Source organism: Stenotrophomonas sp. 05L414_2, from assembly GCF_056397905.1.
On sequence record NZ_JBFTOJ010000015.1, the window covers coordinates 1 to 22342 of the forward strand.

Consider the following 22342-nt stretch of genomic DNA (forward strand, 5'->3'; position numbering starts at 1 on the left):
TTGCTCCTGAGGCTGCCGGCCAGCGGCCGGCACTACCGTGCCCGTTTACCGGAAGGGCTGGCGCTCCTCCAGCAACACAGTTGCTACAAGGACGTACTTGCGGCGTCCGCCGAACAGCCCACCCACCCGGCCCAGACCAGCGATCCCGCTTCTGCCCACCACCGCAGAGGGGGCTCAGCCCGGTGGCCGGGAAACCCGGGGCATCACGCCCCGGATTCGTCCGGCTTGACCCGGAACCATGCCGCATACAGCGCCGGCAGGAACACCAGCGTCAGCACCGTGCCGACAATCAATCCACCCATGATCGAAATCGCCATCGAGCCATAGAAAGCGCTGCGCGACAGCGGGATCATCGCCAGCACCGCCGCCAGCGCAGTCAGCACGATCGGGCGGAAACGCCGCACCGTCGCATCGATGATCGAATGCCAGCGGTCATGCCCGGCATCGATGTCCTGCTGGATCTGGTCGATCAGGATCACCGAGTTGCGCATGATCATGCCCGCCAGCGCGATGGTGCCCAGCAGCGCCACGAAGCCGAACGGCGCGCGGAACAGCAACAGGAACAGCGTCGCGCCGATGATGCCCAGCGGAGCGGTCACCAGCACCATCGCCGCACGCGAGAAGCTGCGCAGCTGCAGCATCAGCAACGTGGCCACCACGATCAGGAACAGCGGCATGCCGGCCTTGATCGAGTTCTGCCCGCGAGCCGAATCCTCCACCGAGCCGCCGGTCTCCAGCAGGTAGCCGCTGGGCAGGTCGGCACGGATGCCATCCAGGGTCGGCACGATCTGCTGCACCACGTCCAGCGGCTGCATGCCATCACTGATGTCGGCACGCACGGTCACCGTCGGCAAACGGTTGCGGTGCCAGATGATGCCGTCCTCGAAGGCGTATTCCAGCCGCGCGACCTGCGACAGTGTCACCGCGGTACCACTGCTGGTCGGAATCGCCAGACTGCCGAGCAGGTCCAGCTGCGCTCGCTCGTTGTCCGGGCCACGCAGCAGCATCTCGATCTGGCGGTTGCCTTCGCGATAGGTGCTCACGCTCATGCCCGACAACGAACTGCTGAGGAACTGGCTGACCTGCGCACTGCTGACGCCCAGCGCGCGGGCGCGGTCCTGGTCGATCACCAGCCGCACCACCTTGCTCGGCTCGCTCCAGTCCAGGTTCACGTTCATCACGTGCGGGTTCTCGCGCACCTTGGCCTCGACCTGGCGCGCGATCGCCTGCACCTGCGCGATGTGCTCGCCGGACACGCGCATCTGCACCGGATAACCGACCGGCGGCCCGTTCTCCAGGCGCGTCACCCGCATCTGCACATCCGGGAACTGATTGATCACGTCCTTCAGCATCCAATCGCGGGTCGATTCGCGGGCCTTGGCGTCTTCGGTGAGCACCACGAACTGGGCGAAGTTGGTGGCCGGCAGCTGCTGGTCCAGCGGCAGGTAGAAGCGCGGCGAACCGGTGCCGACGTAGGCCACGTAGTTGCTGATGCCTTCGCGCCCCTTCAGCAGCTTCTCCAGCTTGTCGGCCTGTGCCTGGGTCGCGGCCAGCGACGCACCTTCGGCCAGCTCGATGTCCACCATCAGTTCCGGGCGGGTCGAGTCGGGGAAGAACTGCTGTGGCACGAAGCGGAACAACATCAACGAACCGATGAACAGGGCGATGGTCGCAGCGATCACCCACCAGCGATGGCGCAGGCAGGTATCCAGGAACGCCCGGAAGCGCGTGTAGAACGGCCGCTGGTACGGATCATGATCGTGCGCATGCTCCTTCGGTGCGATCCAGCGCGCGAGTGAAGGATGCCGGTCGGCCCACTGCAGGCGCTTGGCGCGCCAGCGGCCGGCCAGGCTGTCCGGCTTCGGCAGCTGCGGGTTGAACAGGTCCGGCAGCATCTTGTCACCCAGGTACGGGATGAACAGCACTGCCGCGATCCACGACACCACCAGCGCGATGGTCACCACCTGGAACAGCGAACGGGTGTACTCACCCGTGCTGGATGCCGCCGTGGCGATGGGCAGGAAGCCAGCGGCAGTGATCAGGGTACCGGTCAGCATCGGGAAGGCGGTGGATTCCCAGGCGAAACTGGCCGCGCGCAGGCGGTCGTAGCCCTGCTCCATCTTGGTGGCCATCATCTCCACCGCGATGATCGCATCGTCCACCAGCAGGCCCAGTGCCAGCACCAGTGCACCCAGTGAAATCTTGTGCAGGCCGATATCGAAGTAGTGCATGACGAAGAAGGTCATCGCCAGCACCAACGGGATGGTCACGCCCACCACCAGGCCGGTACGCAGGCCCAGCGAGAAGAAGCTGACCAGCAGCACGATCACCACCGCTTCGGTGAGCACCTGCACGAACTCGCCCACCGACTCTTCCACCGCATGCGGCTGGTCGGACACCTTGCGCAGCTGCATGCCGGCCGGCAGGGTCTTCTGCAGGCGTTCGAACTCGGCATCCAGGGTGGCACCGAGCTTGAGGATGTCTCCGCCGTCCTTCATCGCCACCGCCAGGCCGATCGCATCCTGGCCCATGAAGCGCATCTTCGGCGAGGCCGGATCGGCAAAGCCACGCTTGACCTCGGCGATGTCGCCCAGATGCAACGTGCGTTCGCCGGCCTGGATCGGGAATTTGCGGATGTCCTCGATCGAATCGAACTGACCGGTCACGCGCAGCTGCACGCGGTCGGTCGGGGTTTCGAAGAAGCTGGTGGCGCTGACCGCGTTCTGGTCGGCCAGCGCCTGCTGCACCTGCTGCAGCGATACGCCCAGCGTGGCCAGCTTGGTGTTGGACAGCTCGATCCACACCTTCTCGTCCTGCAGGCCGACCAGGTCGATCTTGCCGACGTCGGGCACGCGCTGCAGCTCCAGCTGGATGCGGTCGGCATAGTCGCGCATCACCGCGTAGTCGAAGCCTTCGCCGGTCAACGCGTAGATGTTGCCGAAGGTGTCGCCGAACTCATCGTTGTAGAAGGGCCCGACGATCTCCCTCGGCAGCGTCGCGCGGATATCGCCCACGCGCTTGCGCACCTGGTACCACAGGTCCGGAATCTGCTTGGAGCGCAGGCTGTCGCGCGCCATGAAGATCACCTGCGATTCGCCCGGCCGCGAGTACGAACGGATGAATTCGTACTCGCCGGTGTTCATCAGCGCTTTTTCGATCGGCTCGGTCACCTGCCGCGAGACCTGCTCGGCGGTGGCGCCCGGCCACATCGTGCGTACCACCATGGCCTTGAAGGTGAAGGGCGGATCTTCGGACTGGCCCAGGTGCTTGTAGGACCAGGCACCGATGACGGCGAACGCCAGCATCGCGAACAACACCAGCGCACGGTTGCCCAGCGCCCATTCGGAGAGATTGAAGCGGCGCACGGGTCAGTGCCCCTTGCCTGCGGCCGGCGCCGGCTTGGCGGCCGACGGTGCCAGCACCGGGCGGTTCTGGCGGTCGACCGGCGTCACCACCTGGCCTTCGCGCAGCAGATGGCCGCCGGCAGCGACCACCCAGTCCGTCGCGCCCACGCCGGACACGACCGGCACGGCCTGCGCGCCGTAGGCACCCACCTGCACCGGCGTTGCCTTCAATGCACCGTTGGACGGATTGACCACCCACACGCTGGCCTTGCCATCACTGCCGCGCAGCACAGCCGCCAGCGGCAGCTGCAACGCACCACTGCGCCCGGCGGTGGCAAACACCCGCGCACTCTGGCCCAGTTCCACTTCGCTCAGTGCTTCCGGCGCCAGGCTCACGCGCGTGGCATAGGTGCGCGCCTGTGCATCGGCGGCCGGGGCGATCTCGCGCAGGGTGCCCGGCAGCAGCTGGCCCGGACGGTTCCACAGTTCCACCTGCACCGACTGGCCAACCTTGTAGTCGCGGATGCTGCTTTCCGGCAGCGCGATCAGCACCTCACGGCCACCATCGGCGGCCAGGGTGAACACCGTCTGCCCCGCGCTCACGACCTGGCYGGCTTCGGCCTGGCGGCTGGCGATCACGCCATCGGCGGGCGCGCGCAGCTGCGCGTACTCGGCCTGGTTGCGGGCCACGGCGAGGTTGGCCCGGGCGGCGTTGGCCTGGCCCTGTGCAGCCTTGAATGCCGCCGTCTGCTGGTCCAGTGCCGAGCGGCTCACCAGCTGGTCTTCCGCCAGCTTGGCATAGCGCTTCTGGTCATCGCGCGCGCGCACCAGGTCTGCTTCCGCCGCCGCCAGCTGCGCCTGCGACGCCGCCGCCTGCGAGGCGTAGTCGGCCGCATCCAGCTCGGCCAGCAGCTGGCCCTTCTTCACCCGCTCGCCTGCGTCGACGAAGCGCCTGACCAGGTTGCCGCCAACCCGGAACGACAGTGGGCTTTCCTGGCGGGCACGCACCTCGCCGGGGTAGGCGGCCGCGGCCTGTCCATCCTGCGTGGTGGGATGCACCACCAGCACCGGGATGGCCGCCGCCGGCTCGGCGGCCTGCTTGCCGCACGCTGCCAACACCACGACCAGTACGCCTACGCCCAACCAACGCATGTTTTTCATGAGGTACAGGACCTGAAAAGAAATCCGGGGGGAACGCGCCGGCAACATACTGTTGCAACGCGGACATTAGTGAACCAGTCGGTATAGTATAAATATCGAACCGCTTGGTCTAGTATTAGCGGAATGAGTTCTCCCACTTCCCGAAAGCCGACGGCCAAGCCCGCTGCCAAGGCTGCCGGTCCCGGGCGCCCCAAGGATCTGGGCAAGCGCGCGGCAATACTCGAGGCAGCCAAGACACTGTTCATCGAACAGGGCTACAGCGGCGTGAGCATGGACAGCATTGCTGCCCAGGCCGGCGTCTCGAAGCTGACCGTTTACAGCCATTTCGGCGACAAAGAGACCCTGTTCTCCGAAGCTGTGCAGTCCAAGTGCATCGAGATGCTGCCCGACGCGCTGTTCGTGGCCGACGTCGAAGGCCCCCTGCGTGACCAGTTGCTGGGCATCGGCATGGCGTTCTTCGAGATGATCACCTCCGACGCGGCCCTGTCGATCCAGCGGATGATGATGGCGCCGGAGACCGACGAGCGCCTGCGCGAACTGTTCTGGCAGGCGGGCCCGCAACGCACCTGCGAGGCACTGGCCGACTTCATGCGTTCGCGTGCCGAGCGCGGCGAACTGGATATCCCGGACTGCTACATCGCCGGCCAGCAGTTCCTGACCCTGGTGAAGGGCGAAGTGCACATGCATATGATGTGCGGCATGCCACTGTCCCCCGTCGAGACCGATGCTGCGATCCATGTGGCCGCCAGTGTGGATTTCTTCCTGCGCGCCTACGCGCCGCGGGGGGCTGGGAATGCTGGATAACCAAAACTGAACGAACCGGAGGTCGCGATGACTTCCGGCACTGCGACCCCGGCCACCCCGCAGCTGATGCTCTGGGCGCGCCGCCGGCCTCCGGCACCGGTAAAATGGCCGGCCCACTGCGCTGGATTTGAACCTCATGACGATTGATTACGCCCACGCCCGCGAACTGATGGTGGAACAGCAGATCCGTCCCTGGGACGTGCTGGACATCAAGGTGCTCGACGTCCTGGCCCGCCTGCCGCGCGAGGCCTTCGTCGCCGACGCGCACCGGGCGCTGGCCTATGCCGATGTCGAACTGCCGATCGGCAACGGCCAGAAGATGATGAAGCCGGTCATCGAGGGCCGTACCCTGCAGGCACTGGATCTGCAGCCGGGTGACGAAGTGCTGGAAATCGGCACCGGCAGCGGCTTCCTGTCGGCCTGCATCGGCGCGCTGGCGCGCGACGTGCTGAGCCTGGAAATCGACCCGGAACTGGCCGCCGCTGCGCGCGCCCGCCTGGATGCCACCGGCCTCGGCACCAACGTGCGCGTGGAAGTGGCCGATGGCCTGGCCTGGCAGACCGAACGCCGCTTCGACGTGATCTGTGTCACTGGCGCCGTCGACGTGGTGCCGTCACAGTTTGCTTCGTGGTTGCGTCCGGGTGGTCGCCTGTATGTCATCCAGGGCCGTTCGCCGGCGATGGAAGCACTGCTGGTGAAGGCCGATGGCAGCACCGAGTCGCTGTTCGAGACCGATATCGATTACCTGCGTGGTGCCGCCCCGGCCCCCCAGTTCCACCTCTGAGTCCAAGGAAGCCGCAATGATCCGCCGATCCCTCGCTGTTGCGCTGGCCACTGCCCTGCTGCCGTTGTCCGCCCATGCCGCCGACCTGCTGCAGGTCTATGAAATGGCGCGCAATGGTGACCCGCAGCTGTCCGCCGCCGAATCCACCCGGCTGTACGACAAGGAAGGCGCCGTGCAGGCGCGTGCTGCCCTGCTGCCGCAGATCAATGGCCAGGCCCAGTTGAGCCGCACCCGCACCGAAGCCGACCATGACGCCAACTCCGGCACGGTCACCAGCAAGCGCCGCAACTACACGATCGACGGTTCGCAGACGCTGTTCAACTGGACGCAGATCAACAACCTGCGCTCGCAGCGCGAGCTGAGCAAGGCGGCTGATTTCACCCTCGACTCGGCCAACGACAACCTGATCGTGCGCACCTCGGCGGCCTACTTCAACGTGCTGGTGGCGATCGAATCGCTGAACGCCGCACAGACCAATGAAGCGGCCGCGAAGAAGCAGTTCGACTTCGCCGACAAGCGCCTGGAAGTGGGCCTGGCGCCGATCACCGACGTGCACGAGGCCCGCGCCCAGTACGACCAGGCGCGCGCCAACACCATCGTTGCGCAGAACACCCTGGCCGATAACTACCAGGCCCTGACCGAACTGACCGGCCAGCCCGTGGTCAACCTGAAGGGCCTGCCGGCCGATTTCCGGCCGGAAGTGCCGGCCAACCGCGGCAACCTGGACCAGCTGGTGCAGCAGGCGACCACGCAGAATCCGGCGCTGAAGGCGCAGGAGCTGAAGGTCGGTGCCGCCGAAGCCGGCGTGCAGGCCGCCCGTGGCGGTCACTACCCGACCCTGTCGCTGGGCGGCAGCTGGGGCAAGAGCGCGACCTGGGGCGACAGCGTCGGCGCCGGTTCGCTCTCCCCCGATGCACGCACCAACAGCATCGGCCTGACCCTGAGCGTGCCGATCTTCTCCGGCGGCGCCACCCAGTCCGGCGTGCGCCAGGCGCTGGCCCAGCGTGACATCGCCCAGGATGGTTTCGAGCAGCAGAAGCGCGCGCTGGACCGCAACACCCGCAATGCCTACCAGACCCTGGTGCAGGGCATCAGCGAAGTGGAAGCGCGCCGTTTGGCCGTGGTTTCCGCGCAGAGCGCCTACGATGCCTCGCAGGTCGGCCTGGAAGTGGGTACCCGCACCGTGCTGGACGTGATCCAGAACCAGCGCATCCTGTTCTCCGCACAGCTGGATTACGCGCAGGCCCGCTACAACTTCCTGCAGAACCGCCTGCTGCTGAGCCAGGCCGTGGGTGGCCTGGATGTCGCCGAACTGCAGGACATCAACCGCCTGCTGACCCAGGACGCGGGCAACCCGTCGACGACCACGAACTGAGTCGGCGCGACCGGCCTGGTCACAAAGCCACCCGCGAGGGTGGCTTTTTTATTGATTGCAGGTGGCCTGCGGTGTGTGGGGGCGCTAGCGCGAACGCCCGGCGCGCCGACGCAACAGGACGCCTGCCAACACGACCGCCAGCACCACCAGCACCGGTAGAAACAGCCGCGACGTGGCTGCCGGCAACAGGCACAGTGCGGTTGCCACTGGGGAGAGCACCATCGGGATCAGCCGTCGTTCGCCGGCCGCGGCCCGCACCTGCCACTGGCTGCGGGYAACGCCGAGGCACACGGCGGCCAGGACCAGCAGGCCTGCGGGCCCCGGCAACTGTGGAAGCCACTCCTCCGGCAGCGACAGCGCCAACGCCGCCGACAGCACGGTCAGCGCCAGCGTCAGCAGCAAACGCGCACCGGTACCCACTGCGCCGGACTTCGGCGGCCAGACTTCCCTCCCCAGCCGCGCTGCCAACAGCAGCAGCACCAACTGCAGGGCCGCCAGCCCCGCGCCGCCCGCCAACGGCAACAGTGGCAGCAACCACTGCAGCTGCGGGATCCCCTGCAACGCCACCGACAGCGGCCGCGTGCTGGCCAACGCAGCAAACTCGACAAGGCCCGACTGCAGCGCAGCCAGTACCATCAGCCACAACATCGCCATCAGCACCGCTGCGCCAGCGGCTCTGGAAACCTGCGAACGAGGGCGCGGCACCCGCCCGGAAAACCCTGCCAGCAGGCCCGCACCCAGCAGGACGCCGAGCAATGCCACGCCCGCTGCCAGCACGCCACCCAACCCGAAGCGATAGGGCGCGGTAGCCGATGGCAGCCACGGAATCCAATGCGCGTAGTGCACATGGCGTGCTGCCAGCAACAACAGCAGCAGGCCCACGCCCAGCTTCACCGTCAACAGTGCACTGGCCAACAACAGCGCGCGCGGCGTCCGCAGCACTGCAGCGGCAGCCCCCAGCAGCAGCACCAGAATCGCAGCCGCCAGCGGCAAGGGCAGCCACTGCCCGGGTGCAGCGTCGATGACCTCGGCGGCTGCGTACAGATGACGCGCCATCGATTGCGCCAGCCCTGCGATGGTCGCCGCCAGTTCCAGCAGCAGGGTAATCACCAGTACATCGGCAGGCAGCCTGCCCCAGGCGGCACGCAGCAGACCATGCAGACCCGAAGCATCCGGCAGGCGCCGCATCGCCATGCGCAGGCAATACAGCATCGGCACTGCGCCCAACGCCGCCAGCAACAGGCTGAGGACAATGGCGGGCCCCGCCTGTGCCGCCGTGTGCTGCCCGACCAGGGCGACAACGCTGCCGCCCAACAGCAGGGTCAGCGCCACCACCAGCAGATGGTCGGTGCCCAGCCTCCCGGGCTTCGCGCTGGCGTGCAGCGCGCCTCCGTTGTCGCCGATCATTCAAAGCTCCCTTGATGTCGCCCAAGCGTGGTCGACAACAGGCTGGCAGCCTGACGCGGTAAGCGGAATCGGAATCTGCGCCATACGAACGATGATGTGACAGCTTGCACGCCGTGGTCGGCGCGAGCGGTCCAGCTACGACAGATTCACCACCATCAAGCAGGCTTGATGCAGGCGTTCACGACAGCGCAAAGGCAGGGCGCCCTTGAAACACCTGAGGGCGACAGGCGGGGTCTCAGGCCAGCGGCGGCGGCAGGTGTGGAGCCACCAGCTGCAGGGTCCGCTGCAGCGCGCCGCGGCCATTGCTGACCAGCGTGCAACCGGCGCGGGCCATGTCTTCGCGCGCCTGCACGTCGTCGAGCAGGTGCAGCAGCAGATCACCCACCGCCTGCACGTCCTCGCCGATCAGCAGTGCACCGGCCTCGCGCATGCGCCGCGAGATCTCGGCGAAGTTGTGCAGATGCGGGCCGGTCACCGCTGCGGTGCCCATCGCTGCCGGTTCCAGCAGGTTGTGGCCGCCGATGGCCTGCAGGCTGCCACCGACGAAGGCGACCTGGGCACAGCCGTAGAACGGCATCAGTTCGCCCAGCGTGTCGATGACGAAGACATCGCTACGCGCGTCCGGCCACTGCTGTGCGCGCCGCGTCGACACGTTCCAGCCCTGCTCGCGGGCCAGCGCCTCCACCTTGGGGAAGCGCTCCGGATGCCGCGGCGCCCACAGCAGCAGCAGGTCCGGATGCTGCTGGCGCAGGCGGCGGTGCAGGTCGATCACTGCCTGCTCTTCACCATCATGCGTGCTGGCCGCGATCCACACCGGGCGCGTGGCCGGCACATGGGCATGGAACTGTTCGATGAAGGGCTGCACGTCCGGCGTGGCGATGTCGAACTTCAGGTTGCCCAGTGCCTGCACCTGTTCCGGCGCCGCGCCCAGCTGCACGAACCGCGCAGCGTCATCCTGCGACTGTGCGGCCACGCAGGTGACCGTGCGCAGCGCACGCCGGATCAACGCCGCCAGCACGCGGTAGCCGCGCAGCGATCGGGCCGACAGGCGCGCATTGAGGATGTACACCGGAATGCGACGGTCGCGGCAGCCGAACAGCATGTTCGGCCACAGCTCGGTTTCCAGGATCAGCGCCAGGCTGGGCTGGAAGTGCCCCAGGAAGCGGTTGACGCTGCCCGGCACGTCGTACGGCAGGTACACATGGTCCAGCGCATCGCCCCACAGCGCGCGCACCCGTTCCGAGCCGGTCGGGGTGATGGTGGTGATGACCCAGCGGATGTCCGGCCGCTGCGCGCGCAGCGCATTGACCAGCGGCGCAGCGGCGTTGACCTCGCCCACCGAGACCGCATGCAGCCAGACCCGGGGCTGGCCGCTGGGCTGCGGATAGGACGCATAGCGTTCATCCCAGCGCCGGAAGTATTCACGGACCCGGAAGCCGCGCCAGACCAGGTGGTACACGGTGATCGGCAGCAGGAGGTACAGCACGGCCGAGTACAGGCCACRCAGGATCCATTCGACAGGGTCTTTACGCATGCGGCAAGGATACGGGAGCCCCCCGGGAAAGACACGCGGCCGGATTGGTAGAATGGCGGCATGTCCGATGCCACCACCGCCGTCCGTCCGTCGCTGCGTGATCCACGCAACTGGCCGATGTTTGCCGTCATGTTCACTGCCTTCGGGATCGCCCGGCTGCCGTGGACGCTGCAGCGCGTGCTGGGCCGCGGGGTCGGCTCGATCGCCTGGCGCCTGGCCGGCAGCCGCCGCCATGCCGCCGAGGTCAACCTCAAGCTGTGCTTTCCCGAGAAGGACGAGGCCTGGCGCAAGCGCCTGGTGCGCGACAGCTTCGACGCCTTGGGTGTGGGCATCTTCGAATGCGCGCGTTCCTGGTGGGGCAGCATCGACAGCATCCGCCCGCAGGTGCACATCGAAGGGCTGGAACACCTCAAGCAGATGCAGGCCGAAGGCCGCGGCGTGCTGCTGGTCTCGGGCCACTTCATGACCCTGGAGATGTGCGGCCGCCTGCTGTGCGACCACGTCGACCTGTCCGGCATGTACCGCAAGCACAAGAACCCGGTGTACGAGTGGGCGGTGAAGTTCGGCCGCCTGCGCTATGCCAAGGCGATGTACGCCAACGAGGACATCCGCGCGACGGTGCGCCACCTGAAAAAGGGCGGCTTCCTCTGGTACGCACCCGACCAGGACATGCGCGGCAAGGACACCGTATTCGTGCCGTTCTTCGGCCACACCGCCTCCACCATCACCGCAACCCACCAGCTGGCGCGGATGACCGGTTGTGCGGTCATCCCCTACTTCCATCGCCGCGAAGGCGGGAAGTACTTCCTGAAGATCGGCGCGCCGCTGGAGAATTTCCCCAGCGAGGACGTCGAAGCCGATACCGCGCGGGTCAACCAGGCCATCGAGCAGATGGTGCGCGAGGCACCGGACCAGTACCTGTGGATCCATCGCCGCTTCAAGCGCCAGCCAGGCGGGCGCAGCGATTTCTACAAGTGACGTGAGATTTGGATGGCTCATCCACGCATGGCGTGGATCTACTGGGAATGCCGATCAGTAGATCCACGCCATGCGTGGATGTTCTCTCTTCCGATGCCGGAATCTACAACGGCCAACGACACCAGGCGTGAGGGTAGTCCCCCAGCCCACCAGCCAATCCGGCCCGCACCGGATTGCCCAGGATGTACATCGCGTTGTCATGAAGGGATTCATCGGTACGCACCGCATGGTCGTGATAGCCGTGCTGCCAGAGCGGCCCTTTTCGTCCCGATATCCGGTTCAGCTGCCGGCTGCTGCGTGATTTCAGCAACGCCATGCACTGGGCCAGCGTTCCCTTCTGCAGCTCCATCAACCAGTGCAGGTGGTCGGGCATCACCACCCAGGCGAGGCTGTGGCTGATGCCGCTGCGTTCGACGAAGCGCAGCGCGTCCACCAGCACAGCGACATTGCCTGCGTCGGAGAAGAATGGCTCCCGGCCACGCGTTGTTGTGGTCAGGGAATAGACATTTCCCGTGCGGGAGTAGCGACCGTAGCGGAGTCTGGGGCTTGCCATGGGGACAGACTGCGGTTTGCCCGATCATCCTTGCATTGGCGGACCACCCTGCGGCCAGTCGGGAAAAGCCGCGACACCGGCCAATGTTCATGGGAAAGCCCATCCACGCATGGCGTGGATCTACTGCTCCCCCGCCAGACACGTCCCCGGAGATCCACGCCATGCGTGGATACGACCAGCCACCCCGCACAATCCAGTAAATCCAAGCCATGCGTGGATAGGCCCCAACCCGCACACGCAAGTAGATCCACGCCATGCGTGGATACGACCAGCCACCCCGCACAATCCAGTAGATCCACGCCATGCGTGGATAGGCCCCAACCCGCACAATCCAGTAGGTCCACGCCATGCGTGGATAGGACGTTCCCCAACCCCGCACAATCCAGTAGATCCACGCCCTGCGTGGATGCGGAGATTACCCGGCGCCCGGCTGATCGTCCGGTTCGCGCGCCAGCAACGTGCCGACGAACAGCGCGGCGAGCAGGACGGTCAAGCCGCCCCAGAACGCGGAATAGAACGCCAGGTGCGTATTGAGCGGGAACACGGTGACCGCCAGTGCCAGCATTGCCGGGCGTGCACGTTCGCGCGCCGGGGCCGGGGCGAAACGCCATGCCCGCCATGCCTGTGCCACCGCCGCCAGCCACAGCAGCAGCCCCAGCACACCTGTCTCAGCCAGGATCTCCAGCACGATCTGATGGGCGTGCAGCGCGGGCATGGTGCCCCACACCGCCGGTCCTTCATCCGCAACGCAGTGGGGATAGGCATCGCGGAAGCCGCGTGCACCGACACCATTGATCGGGTGTGCTTCGATCATGCAGGCCGCCGCACTCCAGATGCGGGTACGACCGGACAGTGCCTGCTCGACCCCATCCTCGCCACCGCCCCAGGCCATTGCCGTGCGCGCCACACGCTCACGCAGCTGCGGCACGCTGGCGGCCAGTACGCTCGCCGAGAGAATACCCACCAGCGCGAGCAGGCCCAGCCGCTTCCATCCCAGCTGGCGCACGCCGCTGTAGGCRACCACCAGGCCGAAGGTGATCCATGAGGCACGCGAGCCGGCCAGCAGCAGCACCACGCCCACCGCGGCGACGGCCAGCAACCAGCCCGCATTGCCGAAACGGCGCGCCACCGGCAACAACAGGAACGGCGAAAGACTGGCCAGCACCTGGCCGAATTTCAGGTTGCACGGCCCAAGCGCGCCGCTGAGACGGTCGGCCAGCGCGGCTTCTTCAGCCGGGCACAATGCGTGGCCGCTGATGGCCAGCTTGATCTGCTGCAGCGACCAGAACCAGGGGCTGGTGCCTGCCAGTGCCTGCACCAGCGCATCAAGCGTCCACAGGCCGGTGATCACCGCCAACCCACCCAGGGTCAGGCGCCGCCGCTGCGGGGTGGCCACGGCGATCGCCACCAGCCACATGAAAGGCAGATAGCGCAGCCCGGCCGCAGCCTTGGTCCACGACGCCGAAGGGTCCACGGCATCGAAGGCCGAGAACGCCTGCGGCAACCAGTAGCCGAGGAAAAGAATCGATGTCAGTGCCCACGCTGCCGGGCTCAGCAGATGAGGGCGATGCTGCACCCGGCGGATGACCATGCGTGCGGCGGCGTACAACGCCCCCAGGCCCAGCACTGTTTCGGCGATACCCGGCAGCGGCCACAACGCGACGTAGGCCAGCACCCACCAGGGTGCCCAGCGGCCGGCGCGCTCATCGCGCAGGGGCGGCGTGGCGTCAGCCAGCGAGGTCGGCATAAAGACGGAGGGTATCGCGCTGCATGGCCTGCAGGGTAAACGGGATACGGCCTGGCAGCGACGGCGGCTGTGCCAACAGGGCCAGCGCACGTTCACCCAGCAGCTGCGCATTGCCCAGCGGCACGGCGCCACTGGGTTGCAGCTGCTGCAGCAGTTCGCCGACCCCACCATGGTTCCAACCCAGCACCGGGCGGCCGACCGACAACGCTTCGACCACGGTGCGACCAAAGGCTTCCGGTTTGTCCGACAGCTGCAGCACCAGATCGCTGGCGGCGTACGCCTGGGCGATGCGCGCAGTCGGCGTGCTGATGTGCACCGCCCCGGTCACGCCCAGTGCGGCCGCCTGCCTGCGCAGCTCTGCCACATAGGCTTCCCGGCCAGGCTCGTCGGTGCCCAGCATCCACAACTGTGCCGGCACGCCTGCTGCACGGACATCGGCAAGCAGCTGCAACGCGTGGGCGTGCCCTTTCAGGCGGGTGCCGCGACCGGGCAGCAGCAACAGCGGTCCGTCGACCTGGGCCAGCCACGGGTAGTCGGCCGCCAGCGCCAGCCGGGGGCGCCGATCAGCGCGTGCCACGCGCGGGAACTGGCTGACATCCACCCCGCGCGGGATCACCTGCAGCCTGTCGTGCGGCACCGTCGGGTAATGCGTGTGTACGTAGTCGCGCACGCTGTTGGACACACAGATCACGCGTTCGCCGCTGGTCATCACCGCGCTGTAGCGGCTGGGCGAATTCAGCCCATGCACGGTAGTCACCCAATGCGGGCGTTGCGCCGGCTGCATCGCACGGATCGCGTACAGCCCCAGCCACGCCGGCAGGCGCGAACGGGCGTGGACGATGTCGGCGCCCACTTCGGTGAACAGGCGACGCAGGGTAGGCAGATGGCGCAGCGTCAGCAGCGACTTGCGGCCGATATCCAGGGTCAGGTGCTCGGCACCGCTGTCGAGCAGCGGCTGCACCAGGCGACCACCAGCGGACACCACCAGCGCGCGATGGCCGGCAGCGACCAGGGCCGCGGCGATTTCAAGGGTCGAGCGCTCGACACCGCCGGAGTGCAGCGCCGGCAGCAACTRCACCACGGTCAATCGGCGCATCGAGGGGGCAGCCGTTTAGTCGGCCAGCACGAACACGGCGCCGCAGTAAGCACACTGCGCTTGCCCGTTGGGTTCGTCTTCGATCGGCAGGTACACCCGCGGATGCGAGTTCCACAGCGCCATTTCCGGGGTCGGGCAGCTCAGCGGCAGATCGCTGCGGTGCACGGTGTAGCGCTTTTCGGCGTTGGCGGGCGCGGTGGCGGTATGGCTCATGGCGGATGTCGATGAACGGATTGCGAGGCCTGCGATTCTAGCATCTGGGCCCGGCAAACACCGTGCGCGGCGTGGCCGCTGCGCGCGGCGGCCCGCTTGCAGCCTTCGCCGGTGCAGCCACGTGCGACCGCCCTGCCCCTCCCGCGCTGCCGTTGCCCTGCCCCATCGGCGGGAAATCCCAGGCAGGCCAGTCAGTTCCGCGCGGAATCGGCCGTCGTTCGAATTTCCCGCATTTGGATCGAACTAAATGGCACTTGTCAGGGCGCTGCCGGCTGTTGCAGCATCGGCAGCGATCCATTCCTGACCCGATCGCATGGCCCGTCCCCCACCGGACCTGCATCGCCTCCCGACTGCCCTGCGGCGGAAGGGGCGATGCTGTCCGTGGTGTTCGCCGATGCGGGTTCTGCCTGCCGCCTGCCCTACCGGGAGACCCTGCATGACCCTGTCCGATCCGCGCCGCGCCCTGCTTCCGCTCGCCCTGGCCCTGGCCTGTGCGACCACTGCGACGCCGGTGCTGGCGCAAGGGCTGCAGACCTCCTTCGAGCCGGGCGAACCGGCACCGGCCAGGTCCGATGGCACCTTGTCCGTCGACGTCGGCAGCGGCCCCGGCGCGCCGTACGCGGCCAAGCGCAACGTCGGCTACAGCGGCCTGCATGCGTTGCACTACAGCACCAGTGGCGGCCAGGCACGCCGCGAACTGTTCAAGACCGATCTGCCCATCGACACCGACACCACGCTGTCCTGGCTGGTACTGCCGGAGATCGTCGGCAAGGACACCGTGGCCTCCACCTATGTCTCGCTGGACCTGCTGCTGGACGATGGCAGCCGCGTCTCCGCCAGCGGCGCGCGCGACCAGCACGGCGTAGCGCTGGGCGCACGGGCGCAGGGCGATTCGAAGACGTTGTACCCGCAGCAGTGGGCGCGCAAGGCGGTCAGGCTGGGCGACATGCCGGCGCTGAAGGGCCGCCGCGTGCTGGCCATCGAGCTCGAGGTGGCCAGCGCCAATGGCGCGCCTGTGTCGGGCTGGATCGACGACGTGCGCCTGGACGTGCAGCCAYGGCAGGCGCCGCAGCGCGTCTCCGACTGGGTACTGACCACGCGCGGAACCCAGGCCAACGGCACCTTCTCGCGCGGCAACAACTTCCCGGCCACTGCGGTACCGCACGGCTTCAACTTCTGGACGCCGGTGACCGATGCCAGCGCACTGAACTGGCTGTACCGCTGGAACGAGCAGAACGATGCGAAGAACCGGCCGCAGCTGCAGGCGTTGGCGCTGAGCCACCAGCCCAGCCCGTGGATGGGCGACCGCCAGACCTTCCAGGTGATGCCCTCCGCCACGCGCGGTGTGCCCGAAGCGGACCGCAGCAAGCGGGCGTTGTCCTTCGACCGCACGCAGGAAAACGCGCGCCCGTACCGCTACGACGTGCGCTTCGACAACGGCATCGCCGCGTCCATCGCCCCCACCGACCATGCCGCGTTGTTCCGCTTCGAGTTTCCCGAAGGTGGCGACGCCAACCTGCTGTTCGACAACGTCGATGCCCGCGGCGGACTCACCCTCGATGCCGCCACGCAGACGTTGACCGGCTACACCGATACCCGCAGCGGCCTGTCCAACGGCGCCACCCGCATGTACGTGGTCGCCAGCTTCGACAGGCCGTGGCGCAGCAGCGGCCAGATCGGCACCGGCCGCCCGACCGGCTACATCAAGTTCGACCCAGGCAGCGAGCGCCGGGTGACGATGCGCATCGCCACCTCGTTGATCTCCGTCGAGCAGGCGCGGCACAACCTGGCACTGGAAATCGCCGCCGCCGATACGCTGGAAAGCGTGGCCGGACGCGCACAGGATGCGTGGGATGCGCGCCTGGCCCGTTTCGACATCGGCAATGCCAGTGACGACCAGAAGACCACGCTGTACTCCAGCCTGTACCGGCTGTACCTGTACCCCAATTCCGGCCACGAGAATGTGGGCACCGCCGCCGCGCCCGAGTGGCGCTATGCCAGCCAGGCCAGCGCCGCCGATGACAACACCGACGGCAGCGCGACGCGCAGCTTCGCACCGGTGCGCGACGGCAAGGTCTTCGTCAACAACGGCTTCTGGGACACGTTCCGCACCACCTGGCCGGCGTATGCGCTGTTCACCCCGGATGATGCCGGGCAGCTGGTACAGGGTTTCATCGAGCAGTACCGCGCCGGTGGCTGGGTCGCGCGCTGGTCCTCGCCGGGCTACGCGGACCTGATGGTCGGCACCAGCTCGGACGTCGCCTTCGCCGATGCGTGGCTGAAGGGCATCGGTGGCTTCGATCCGGAAGAGGCCTACGCCGCAGCGCTGAAGAACGCCACCGTGGTGCCACCGGACCGCCACGTCGGCCGCAAGGGCATGGATCGTTCGACGTTCCGCGGCTATGCCAGCGCCGACGTGCATGAAGGCATGTCGTGGACGATGGAAGGTGCACTCAACGATTTCGGCATCGCCAACATGGCCGATGCCCTGGCCAAGCGCGCGACGACACCGTCCGCACGCGAACGCTACGCCACCGAGGCCGACTATTTCCGCCACCGCGCCGGCAGCTACGCGACGTTGTTCGATCCGGCCGCCGGCTTCTTCCAGGGCCGCAGGCCCGATGGCAGTTGGCGCCTGCAGGCCAAGGACTACGACCCGCGCGTGTGGGGCCACGACTACACCGAGTCCAATGGCTGGACGTTCGCCTTCACCGCCGCGCACGATGGCGAAGGCCTGGCCGCGCTGTACGGTGGCCGCGACAAGCTGGCCGCCAAGCTCGATACCTTCTTCGCCACCCCGGAAACCGCCGACGCCGCATTCGCCGGCTCCTACGGCGGCACCATCCATGAGATGACCGAAGCGCGCGACGTGCGCATGGGCATGTACGCGCACAGCAACCAGCCGGCACACCACATCCCGTGGATGTACCTGTATGCCGGGCAGCCGTGGAAGACCCAGCAGCATGTGCGCGAGATCCTGTCGCGGCTGTATGTCGGCAGCGAGATCGGCCAGGGCTATCCGGGCGACGAGGACAACGGCGAGACCTCGGCGTGGTACGTGCTGGCCTCGCTGGGCCTGTATCCGCTGCGCATGGGTGCGCCGGAGTACGTGATTGGTTCGCCGGCGTTCCAGCATGCGCGCGTCGAGCTGCAGGGCGGCGCGGTGTTGACCGTCAATGCACCGCAGAATTCGCCGGAGAACGTGTACGTGCAGTCGCTGAAGATCAACGGCAAGCCGTGGAGCAAAACCTGGGTGCCGCACGAAGTGATCGCCAAGGGTGCAACCCTGGACTTCGTGATGGGCCCGCAGCCGTCACGCTGGGGCAGCGGCGTGGATGATGTACCGCGCTCGCTGACCGCCCGCGGCCAGCGCCCGCAGTTGCTGCACGATCTGCTCGGCAACGGCGCGCAGGCGGCACTGGCTGATGGCCGCGCCCTGCCCGCGCTGATCGACGACGATGCCAACACGGCCGTGCCGCTGGGCGGCGGCGTGACCATCGCACTGAGCCACGTGGGCGATGGCGTACCGACGATGTACACGCTGACCAGCGGTGACGGCACGATCCGTGGCGGTGAGTGGACGCTGGAAGCGCGTGCCGGCAACGGGCGCTGGGTAACGCTGGACCAGCGACGCGGCGAAGATTTCACCTCGGCGCGGCAGACCCGCCCGTTCCGTATCGCCTCGCCCTCACGCTACGCCGAGTACCGTCTGCGCCTGGCTGCGCCGGGGCGCCTGCAGCTGGCCGAGATCGAACTGTTGGCGCCCTCCCCCCTACAATGACGTCCATGCGCCTACGTTTGCTCCCCCTCGCTCTTGCCGCCCTTGTATTTCCCAGCCTCAGCCACGCACAACCGCAGACCCAGGCCTTCGATGGCCAGGTCAGCCGTGACGGGGTGACCCTGTACTACCAGGATGCCACCGGCGCGCTGGCCGCGCCGGTGCGCAAGCGCATCATCGATACGTTCTACTTTGCTTACCTGCGCGAGCGTGCGGACTTCCGCCCGGCCGCGCCGAACGAAGTGCGCATCGTGATCGATCCGGCGTACAACGGCGTCGCCTTCGTCGGCGACAAGGACAAGGCCAGCACCATCACCATCAATCCGGGCTGGCTGGTCCAGCACCCGGATGACATCGATCTGGTCACCCACGAAGCGATGCACATCGTGCAGGGCTACCCCAGCTACGGCGACAAGCGCGTGCCGGGCTGGCTGGTGGAGGGCATCGCCGACTACGCCCGCGATCGCTACGGCATGAACAACGCCGCTGCCGGCTGGGCGTTGCCGGACAAGCTGAGCCAGGGCCAGACGGTGGAAAGCGGCTACCGGGTGACCGGTGCCTTCCTGAAGTGGGCCGAAGCGGCGCACCCGGGACTGGTGCTGGCACTGGACAAGGATCTGCGCGACGGGCGCTATGCACCGGCGCTGTGGCAGAAGCACACCGGCAAGCCCCTGCCGGCGCTGTGGGCGGAGTATGCCAAGCCGCGCTCCCCGGCCCCTGCGCCGCCGCCCGCGCGACGCGCGAAGCGGCGGTAAGTTCGATGTTGCCGGGGCGATGCCCCGGCCTTCAACGCGACTGCACGAAACCGGCGTACAGCGCGAACAGCTGCTGGAAATACCGCTTGCTCACTCGACTGCGCATGACATTGCTCCGCCCATGGAAAGTTGGTCGGGCCCAGGGTGGGAAGGCCGGTCCGGTCCCTTCCCACGGCCAGGCCGCGTGGGCGTATTGGGCCGCAGCAAGGTTGCAGGGCGATTACCGGGCGGCTGCAGTTCTCCGGTAGCGCCGGGCCATGCCCGGCGGAACATGCCCGGCGGAACACGGGAAGCGCCGCGCTGCGCGGTTGCCGGGCAGCGGCCGGCACTACCGTTTCCGCGTTGCTTCTCCGGTAGCGCCGGGCCATGCCCGGCGGAACACGGGAAGCGCCGCGCTGCGCGCTCGCTGGGCATGGCCCGGCGCTACCCGATCCGGTTTCCGCTGGGCGGAAACAGAAACGCGCCCGTGGGGCGCGTTTCTGCAGATCGCAGCGGAACGAAGGCTTATGCCTTCTTTTCCGCTTCGATCTGCTTGCGGATCTGCGCATCGACCGCGGCGATCGCGGTCATGTTCAGGATCCGGCGCGAGGTCGCGCTGGTGGTCAGGATGTGCACCGGCTTGTTGACGCCCATCAGGATCGGACCGATCGCCACGCCATCGGTGAACACGCGCACCAGGTTGTAGGCGATGTTGGCCGCTTCCAGGTTCGGCAGCACGAACAGGTTGGCACGGCCCTGCAGGGTCGAGCCCGGCAGCAGCTTCTGGCGCAGGGCTTCATCCCATGCGGTGTCGCCCTGCATTTCGCCGTCCACGTTCAGACGCGGGTTGCGCTTGAGCAGCAGCTCGCGCACCTGGCGCATCTTCAGCGCATCCTTCGAATCGTGGCTGCCGAAGTTGGAGTGCGACAGCAGCGCCACCTTCGGTTCGACGCCGAACAACTTCATGCGGTAAGCGGCCTGCAGGGTCGCTTCGCACAGCTGCTCTGCGGTCGGGTCTTCCTGCACGTGCGTATCGACGAAGAAGAACACGCCCTGCTGGTTGATCACGCCGGTCATCGCCGAGGTCGAGGTGACCTTCGATTCCAGCGGCAGCACGCTGCGCACGTAACCCAGCTTCTTGTGGAAGCGGCCGACGATGCCGGTCAGCATCGCATCGGCTTCGCCACGGGCCACCATCACCGCAGCGATCAGGGTCGGCCGCGAACGCATCAGGTTCTTGGCGGCGGCCACGGTGACGCCACGACGGCCGGTCAGGCCGTGGTAGTACTGCCAGTATTCGTTGAAGCGCGGGTCGTCATTGATGTTGGTGACTTCAATGTTCTCGCCGATCTTCAGGCGCAGGCCGAGGCGTTCGATGCGCGATTCGATCACTTCCGGGCGACCGATCAGGATCGGATGTGCCAGGCCATCGTCGACCACGTTCTGCACCGCCTGCAGCACCACTTCTTCTTCGCCCTCGGCATACACCACGCGCTGCTTGTCGCTGCGCGCGCGGTCGTAGACCGGCTTCATCATCAGGCTGGTGCGGTAGACGAACTGCGACAGCTTCTGCCGGTAGGCTTCCATGTCGGCGATCGGACGGGCGGCCACGCCCGAATCCATCGCGGCCTGGGCCACGGCGGCCGACAGCTCCACCAGCAGGCGACGGTCGAACGGACGCGGGATCAGGTATTCGCGGCCGAAGCTGGGGGTCTCACCGCCATAGGCAGAGCCCATGTCGGTGGCGGCGCGGCGGGCCAGCGCGGCGATCGCGCGCACGCAGGCGATCTTCATTTCCTCGTTGATCGCGGTCGCACCGACGTCCAGCGCACCGCGGAACAGGTACGGGAAGCACAGCACGTTGTTGACCTGGTTCGGGTAGTCCGAACGGCCGGTACCGATGATCGCGTCCGGACGCGCGGCGCGCACCAGTTCCGGCATGATTTCCGGGGTCGGGTTGGCCAGGGCGAAGATCACCGGGTCCGGCGCCATCGTCTTGACCATCTCGGCGGTCAGGATGCCCGGCGCCGACAGGCCCAGGAAGATGTCCGCGCCATCGACGATCTCGGCCAGCGTGCGCTTGTCGGTGTCGCGCGCATAGCGCAGCTTTTCCGGGTCCAGGTCGGTACGGCCGGTGTGGATCACGCCTTCGCGGTCGAAGGCCAGGATGTTCTCCGGCTTCAGGCCCAGCTGCACCAGCATGTTCACGCAGGAAATGCCGGCCGCGCCCATGCCCGTGGTCGCCAGCTTCACTTCTTCGATCTTCTTGCCGGTGATCGCCATGGCGTTGAGCACCGCAGCACCGACGATGATCGCCGTGCCGTGCTGGTCGTCATGGAACACCGGGATCTTCATGCGCTCGCGCAGCTTGCGCTCGACGATGAAGCACTCCGGTGCCTTGATGTCTTCCAGGTTGATGCCGCCGAAGGTCGGCTCCAGCGAGGCGATGATGTCGACCAGCTTGTCCGGGTCGTTCTCGTCCACTTCGATGTCGAACACATCGATGCCGGCGAACTTCTGGAACAGCACGCCCTTGCCTTCCATCACCGGCTTGCCGGCCAGCGCGCCGATGTTGCCCAGGCCCAGCACCGCGGTGCCGTTGGAGATCACCGCCACCAGGTTGCCGCGGGCGGTCAGCTCGCTGGCCTGCTGCGGATCGGCCTTGATCGCTTCACAGGCGTACGCCACGCCCGGCGAATACGCCAGCGACAGGTCGCGCTGGGTCAGCATGGGCTTGGTAGCGGAAACCTTGATCTTGCCGGGCGGAGACATCCGGTGGTAATCGAGGGCGGCCTGTTTGAAATCTTCGTTGGACATCGATGTGGGTTACATGA

At 67.2% G+C, this 22342-nt stretch carries 15 protein-coding genes; 6 read left to right on the plus strand and 9 right to left on the minus strand.

Annotated elements, in window-relative coordinates; all coding sequences use genetic code 11:
• Positions 1-203: 203 nt before the first annotated feature.
• Together AC1DJN_RS03705 and AC1DJN_RS03710 are read right to left on the minus strand one after the other, a co-directional pair.
• Positions 204-3365 carry an efflux RND transporter permease subunit gene (locus tag AC1DJN_RS03705; protein ID WP_154881033.1) on the minus strand — a complete coding sequence of 1054 codons (3162 nt, stop codon included), beginning with the start codon at positions 3363-3365 and terminating at the stop codon, positions 204-206.
• Between the two features lie 3 nt (positions 3366-3368).
• Positions 3369-4505 (minus strand): efflux RND transporter periplasmic adaptor subunit, encoded by a 1137-nt coding sequence (locus AC1DJN_RS03710; RefSeq protein ID WP_478038889.1) that lies wholly within the window; start codon positions 4503-4505, stop codon positions 3369-3371.
• Positions 4506-4628: 123 nt separating this feature from the next.
• Between AC1DJN_RS03710 and AC1DJN_RS03715 the strand changes: the two genes are divergently transcribed.
• The 3 genes from AC1DJN_RS03715 (at position 4629) to AC1DJN_RS03725 (ending at position 7468) form a co-directional block, all read left to right on the plus strand.
• Complete coding sequence (locus tag AC1DJN_RS03715; RefSeq protein ID WP_032975445.1) at positions 4629-5309, plus strand: TetR/AcrR family transcriptional regulator; 681 nt, start codon at positions 4629-4631, stop codon at positions 5307-5309.
• A gap of 136 nt (positions 5310-5445) precedes the next feature.
• Entirely contained in the window at positions 5446-6093 is a 648-nt protein-coding gene (locus AC1DJN_RS03720; protein WP_032975442.1) for a protein-L-isoaspartate O-methyltransferase family protein, read from the plus strand.
• Between the two features lie 16 nt (positions 6094-6109).
• Positions 6110-7468, plus strand: a complete 1359-nt coding sequence (locus AC1DJN_RS03725) for a TolC family outer membrane protein (RefSeq protein WP_025874136.1) — start codon at positions 6110-6112, stop codon at positions 7466-7468.
• Positions 7469-7552: 84 nt separating this feature from the next.
• Here the strand turns inward: AC1DJN_RS03725 and AC1DJN_RS03730 are convergent, their stop codons facing one another.
• Positions 7553-8875: an amino acid transporter gene (locus tag AC1DJN_RS03730; RefSeq protein WP_478038890.1), complete on the minus strand. Its 1323-nt coding sequence runs from the start codon at positions 8873-8875 to the stop codon at positions 7553-7555.
• Positions 8876-9110: 235 nt separating this feature from the next.
• Complete coding sequence (waaA, locus tag AC1DJN_RS03735; RefSeq protein ID WP_478038891.1) at positions 9111-10409, minus strand: lipid IV(A) 3-deoxy-D-manno-octulosonic acid transferase; 1299 nt, start codon at positions 10407-10409, stop codon at positions 9111-9113.
• A 60-nt stretch (positions 10410-10469) separates the two neighbouring features.
• Here waaA and AC1DJN_RS03740 point away from each other — a divergent pair, with 60 nt between their 5' ends.
• Positions 10470-11387, plus strand: coding sequence for an LpxL/LpxP family Kdo(2)-lipid IV(A) lauroyl/palmitoleoyl acyltransferase (locus tag AC1DJN_RS03740; RefSeq protein ID WP_025874133.1), 918 nt, complete (start codon positions 10470-10472; stop codon positions 11385-11387).
• Between the two features lie 103 nt (positions 11388-11490).
• Here AC1DJN_RS03740 and AC1DJN_RS03745 read toward each other — a convergent pair whose 3' ends face one another.
• The 4 genes from AC1DJN_RS03745 to AC1DJN_RS03760 all read right to left on the minus strand — a co-directional run bounded on the left by AC1DJN_RS03745 (position 11491) and on the right by AC1DJN_RS03760 (position 14996).
• Positions 11491-11940 carry an REP-associated tyrosine transposase gene (locus tag AC1DJN_RS03745; RefSeq protein ID WP_025874132.1) on the minus strand — a complete coding sequence of 150 codons (450 nt, stop codon included), beginning with the start codon at positions 11938-11940 and terminating at the stop codon, positions 11491-11493.
• 415 nt (positions 11941-12355) lie between these two features.
• Positions 12356-13687 (minus strand): O-antigen ligase family protein, encoded by a 1332-nt coding sequence (locus AC1DJN_RS03750; protein ID WP_032975439.1) that lies wholly within the window; start codon positions 13685-13687, stop codon positions 12356-12358.
• Positions 13668-14783: a glycosyltransferase gene (locus tag AC1DJN_RS03755; RefSeq protein ID WP_478038892.1), complete on the minus strand. Its 1116-nt coding sequence runs from the start codon at positions 14781-14783 to the stop codon at positions 13668-13670. The genes AC1DJN_RS03750 and AC1DJN_RS03755 overlap by 20 nt, the downstream gene beginning before the upstream one ends.
• A gap of 15 nt (positions 14784-14798) precedes the next feature.
• The gene (locus AC1DJN_RS03760; RefSeq protein ID WP_025874129.1) at positions 14799-14996 is read right to left on the minus strand and encodes a zinc-finger domain-containing protein; all 198 of its coding nucleotides are present in this window, start codon (positions 14994-14996) and stop codon (positions 14799-14801) included.
• A gap of 436 nt (positions 14997-15432) precedes the next feature.
• On the opposite strand from AC1DJN_RS03760, the gene AC1DJN_RS03765 reads away from it, so the two are divergent.
• Together AC1DJN_RS03765 and AC1DJN_RS03770 are read left to right on the plus strand one after the other, a co-directional pair.
• Positions 15433-18777: a GH92 family glycosyl hydrolase gene (locus AC1DJN_RS03765; protein WP_478038893.1), complete on the plus strand. Its 3345-nt coding sequence runs from the start codon at positions 15433-15435 to the stop codon at positions 18775-18777.
• Entirely contained in the window at positions 18774-19529 is a 756-nt protein-coding gene (locus AC1DJN_RS03770; protein ID WP_313114509.1) for a basic secretory protein-like protein, read from the plus strand. The genes AC1DJN_RS03765 and AC1DJN_RS03770 overlap by 4 nt, the downstream gene beginning before the upstream one ends.
• A gap of 504 nt (positions 19530-20033) precedes the next feature.
• Here AC1DJN_RS03770 and AC1DJN_RS03775 read toward each other — a convergent pair.
• A complete protein-coding gene (locus AC1DJN_RS03775) occupies positions 20034-22325 on the minus strand; it encodes an NADP-dependent malic enzyme (protein ID WP_025874126.1) in 2292 nt (763 codons plus the stop codon).
• Positions 22326-22342 lie beyond the last annotated feature (17 nt).

What these genes read in the sequence shown, in the direction of transcription:
- AC1DJN_RS03715 (WP_032975445.1), top strand. Translation starts at nt 4,629, where the DNA reads ATGAGTTCTCCCACTTCCCGAAAGCCGACGGCCAAGCCCGCTGCCAAG.
- AC1DJN_RS03720 (WP_032975442.1), top strand. Translation starts at nt 5,446, where the DNA reads ATGACGATTGATTACGCCCACGCCCGCGAACTGATGGTGGAACAGCAG.
- AC1DJN_RS03725 (WP_025874136.1), top strand. Translation starts at nt 6,110, where the DNA reads ATGATCCGCCGATCCCTCGCTGTTGCGCTGGCCACTGCCCTGCTGCCG.
- AC1DJN_RS03740 (WP_025874133.1), top strand. Translation starts at nt 10,470, where the DNA reads ATGTCCGATGCCACCACCGCCGTCCGTCCGTCGCTGCGTGATCCACGC.
- AC1DJN_RS03745 (WP_025874132.1), bottom strand. Translation starts at nt 11,940, where the DNA reads ATGGCAAGCCCCAGACTCCGCTACGGTCGCTACTCCCGCACGGGAAAT.
- AC1DJN_RS03760 (WP_025874129.1), bottom strand. Translation starts at nt 14,996, where the DNA reads ATGAGCCATACCGCCACCGCGCCCGCCAACGCCGAAAAGCGCTACACC.
- AC1DJN_RS03770 (WP_313114509.1), top strand. Translation starts at nt 18,774, where the DNA reads ATGACGTCCATGCGCCTACGTTTGCTCCCCCTCGCTCTTGCCGCCCTT.
- AC1DJN_RS03775 (WP_025874126.1), bottom strand. Translation starts at nt 22,325, where the DNA reads ATGTCCAACGAAGATTTCAAACAGGCCGCCCTCGATTACCACCGGATG.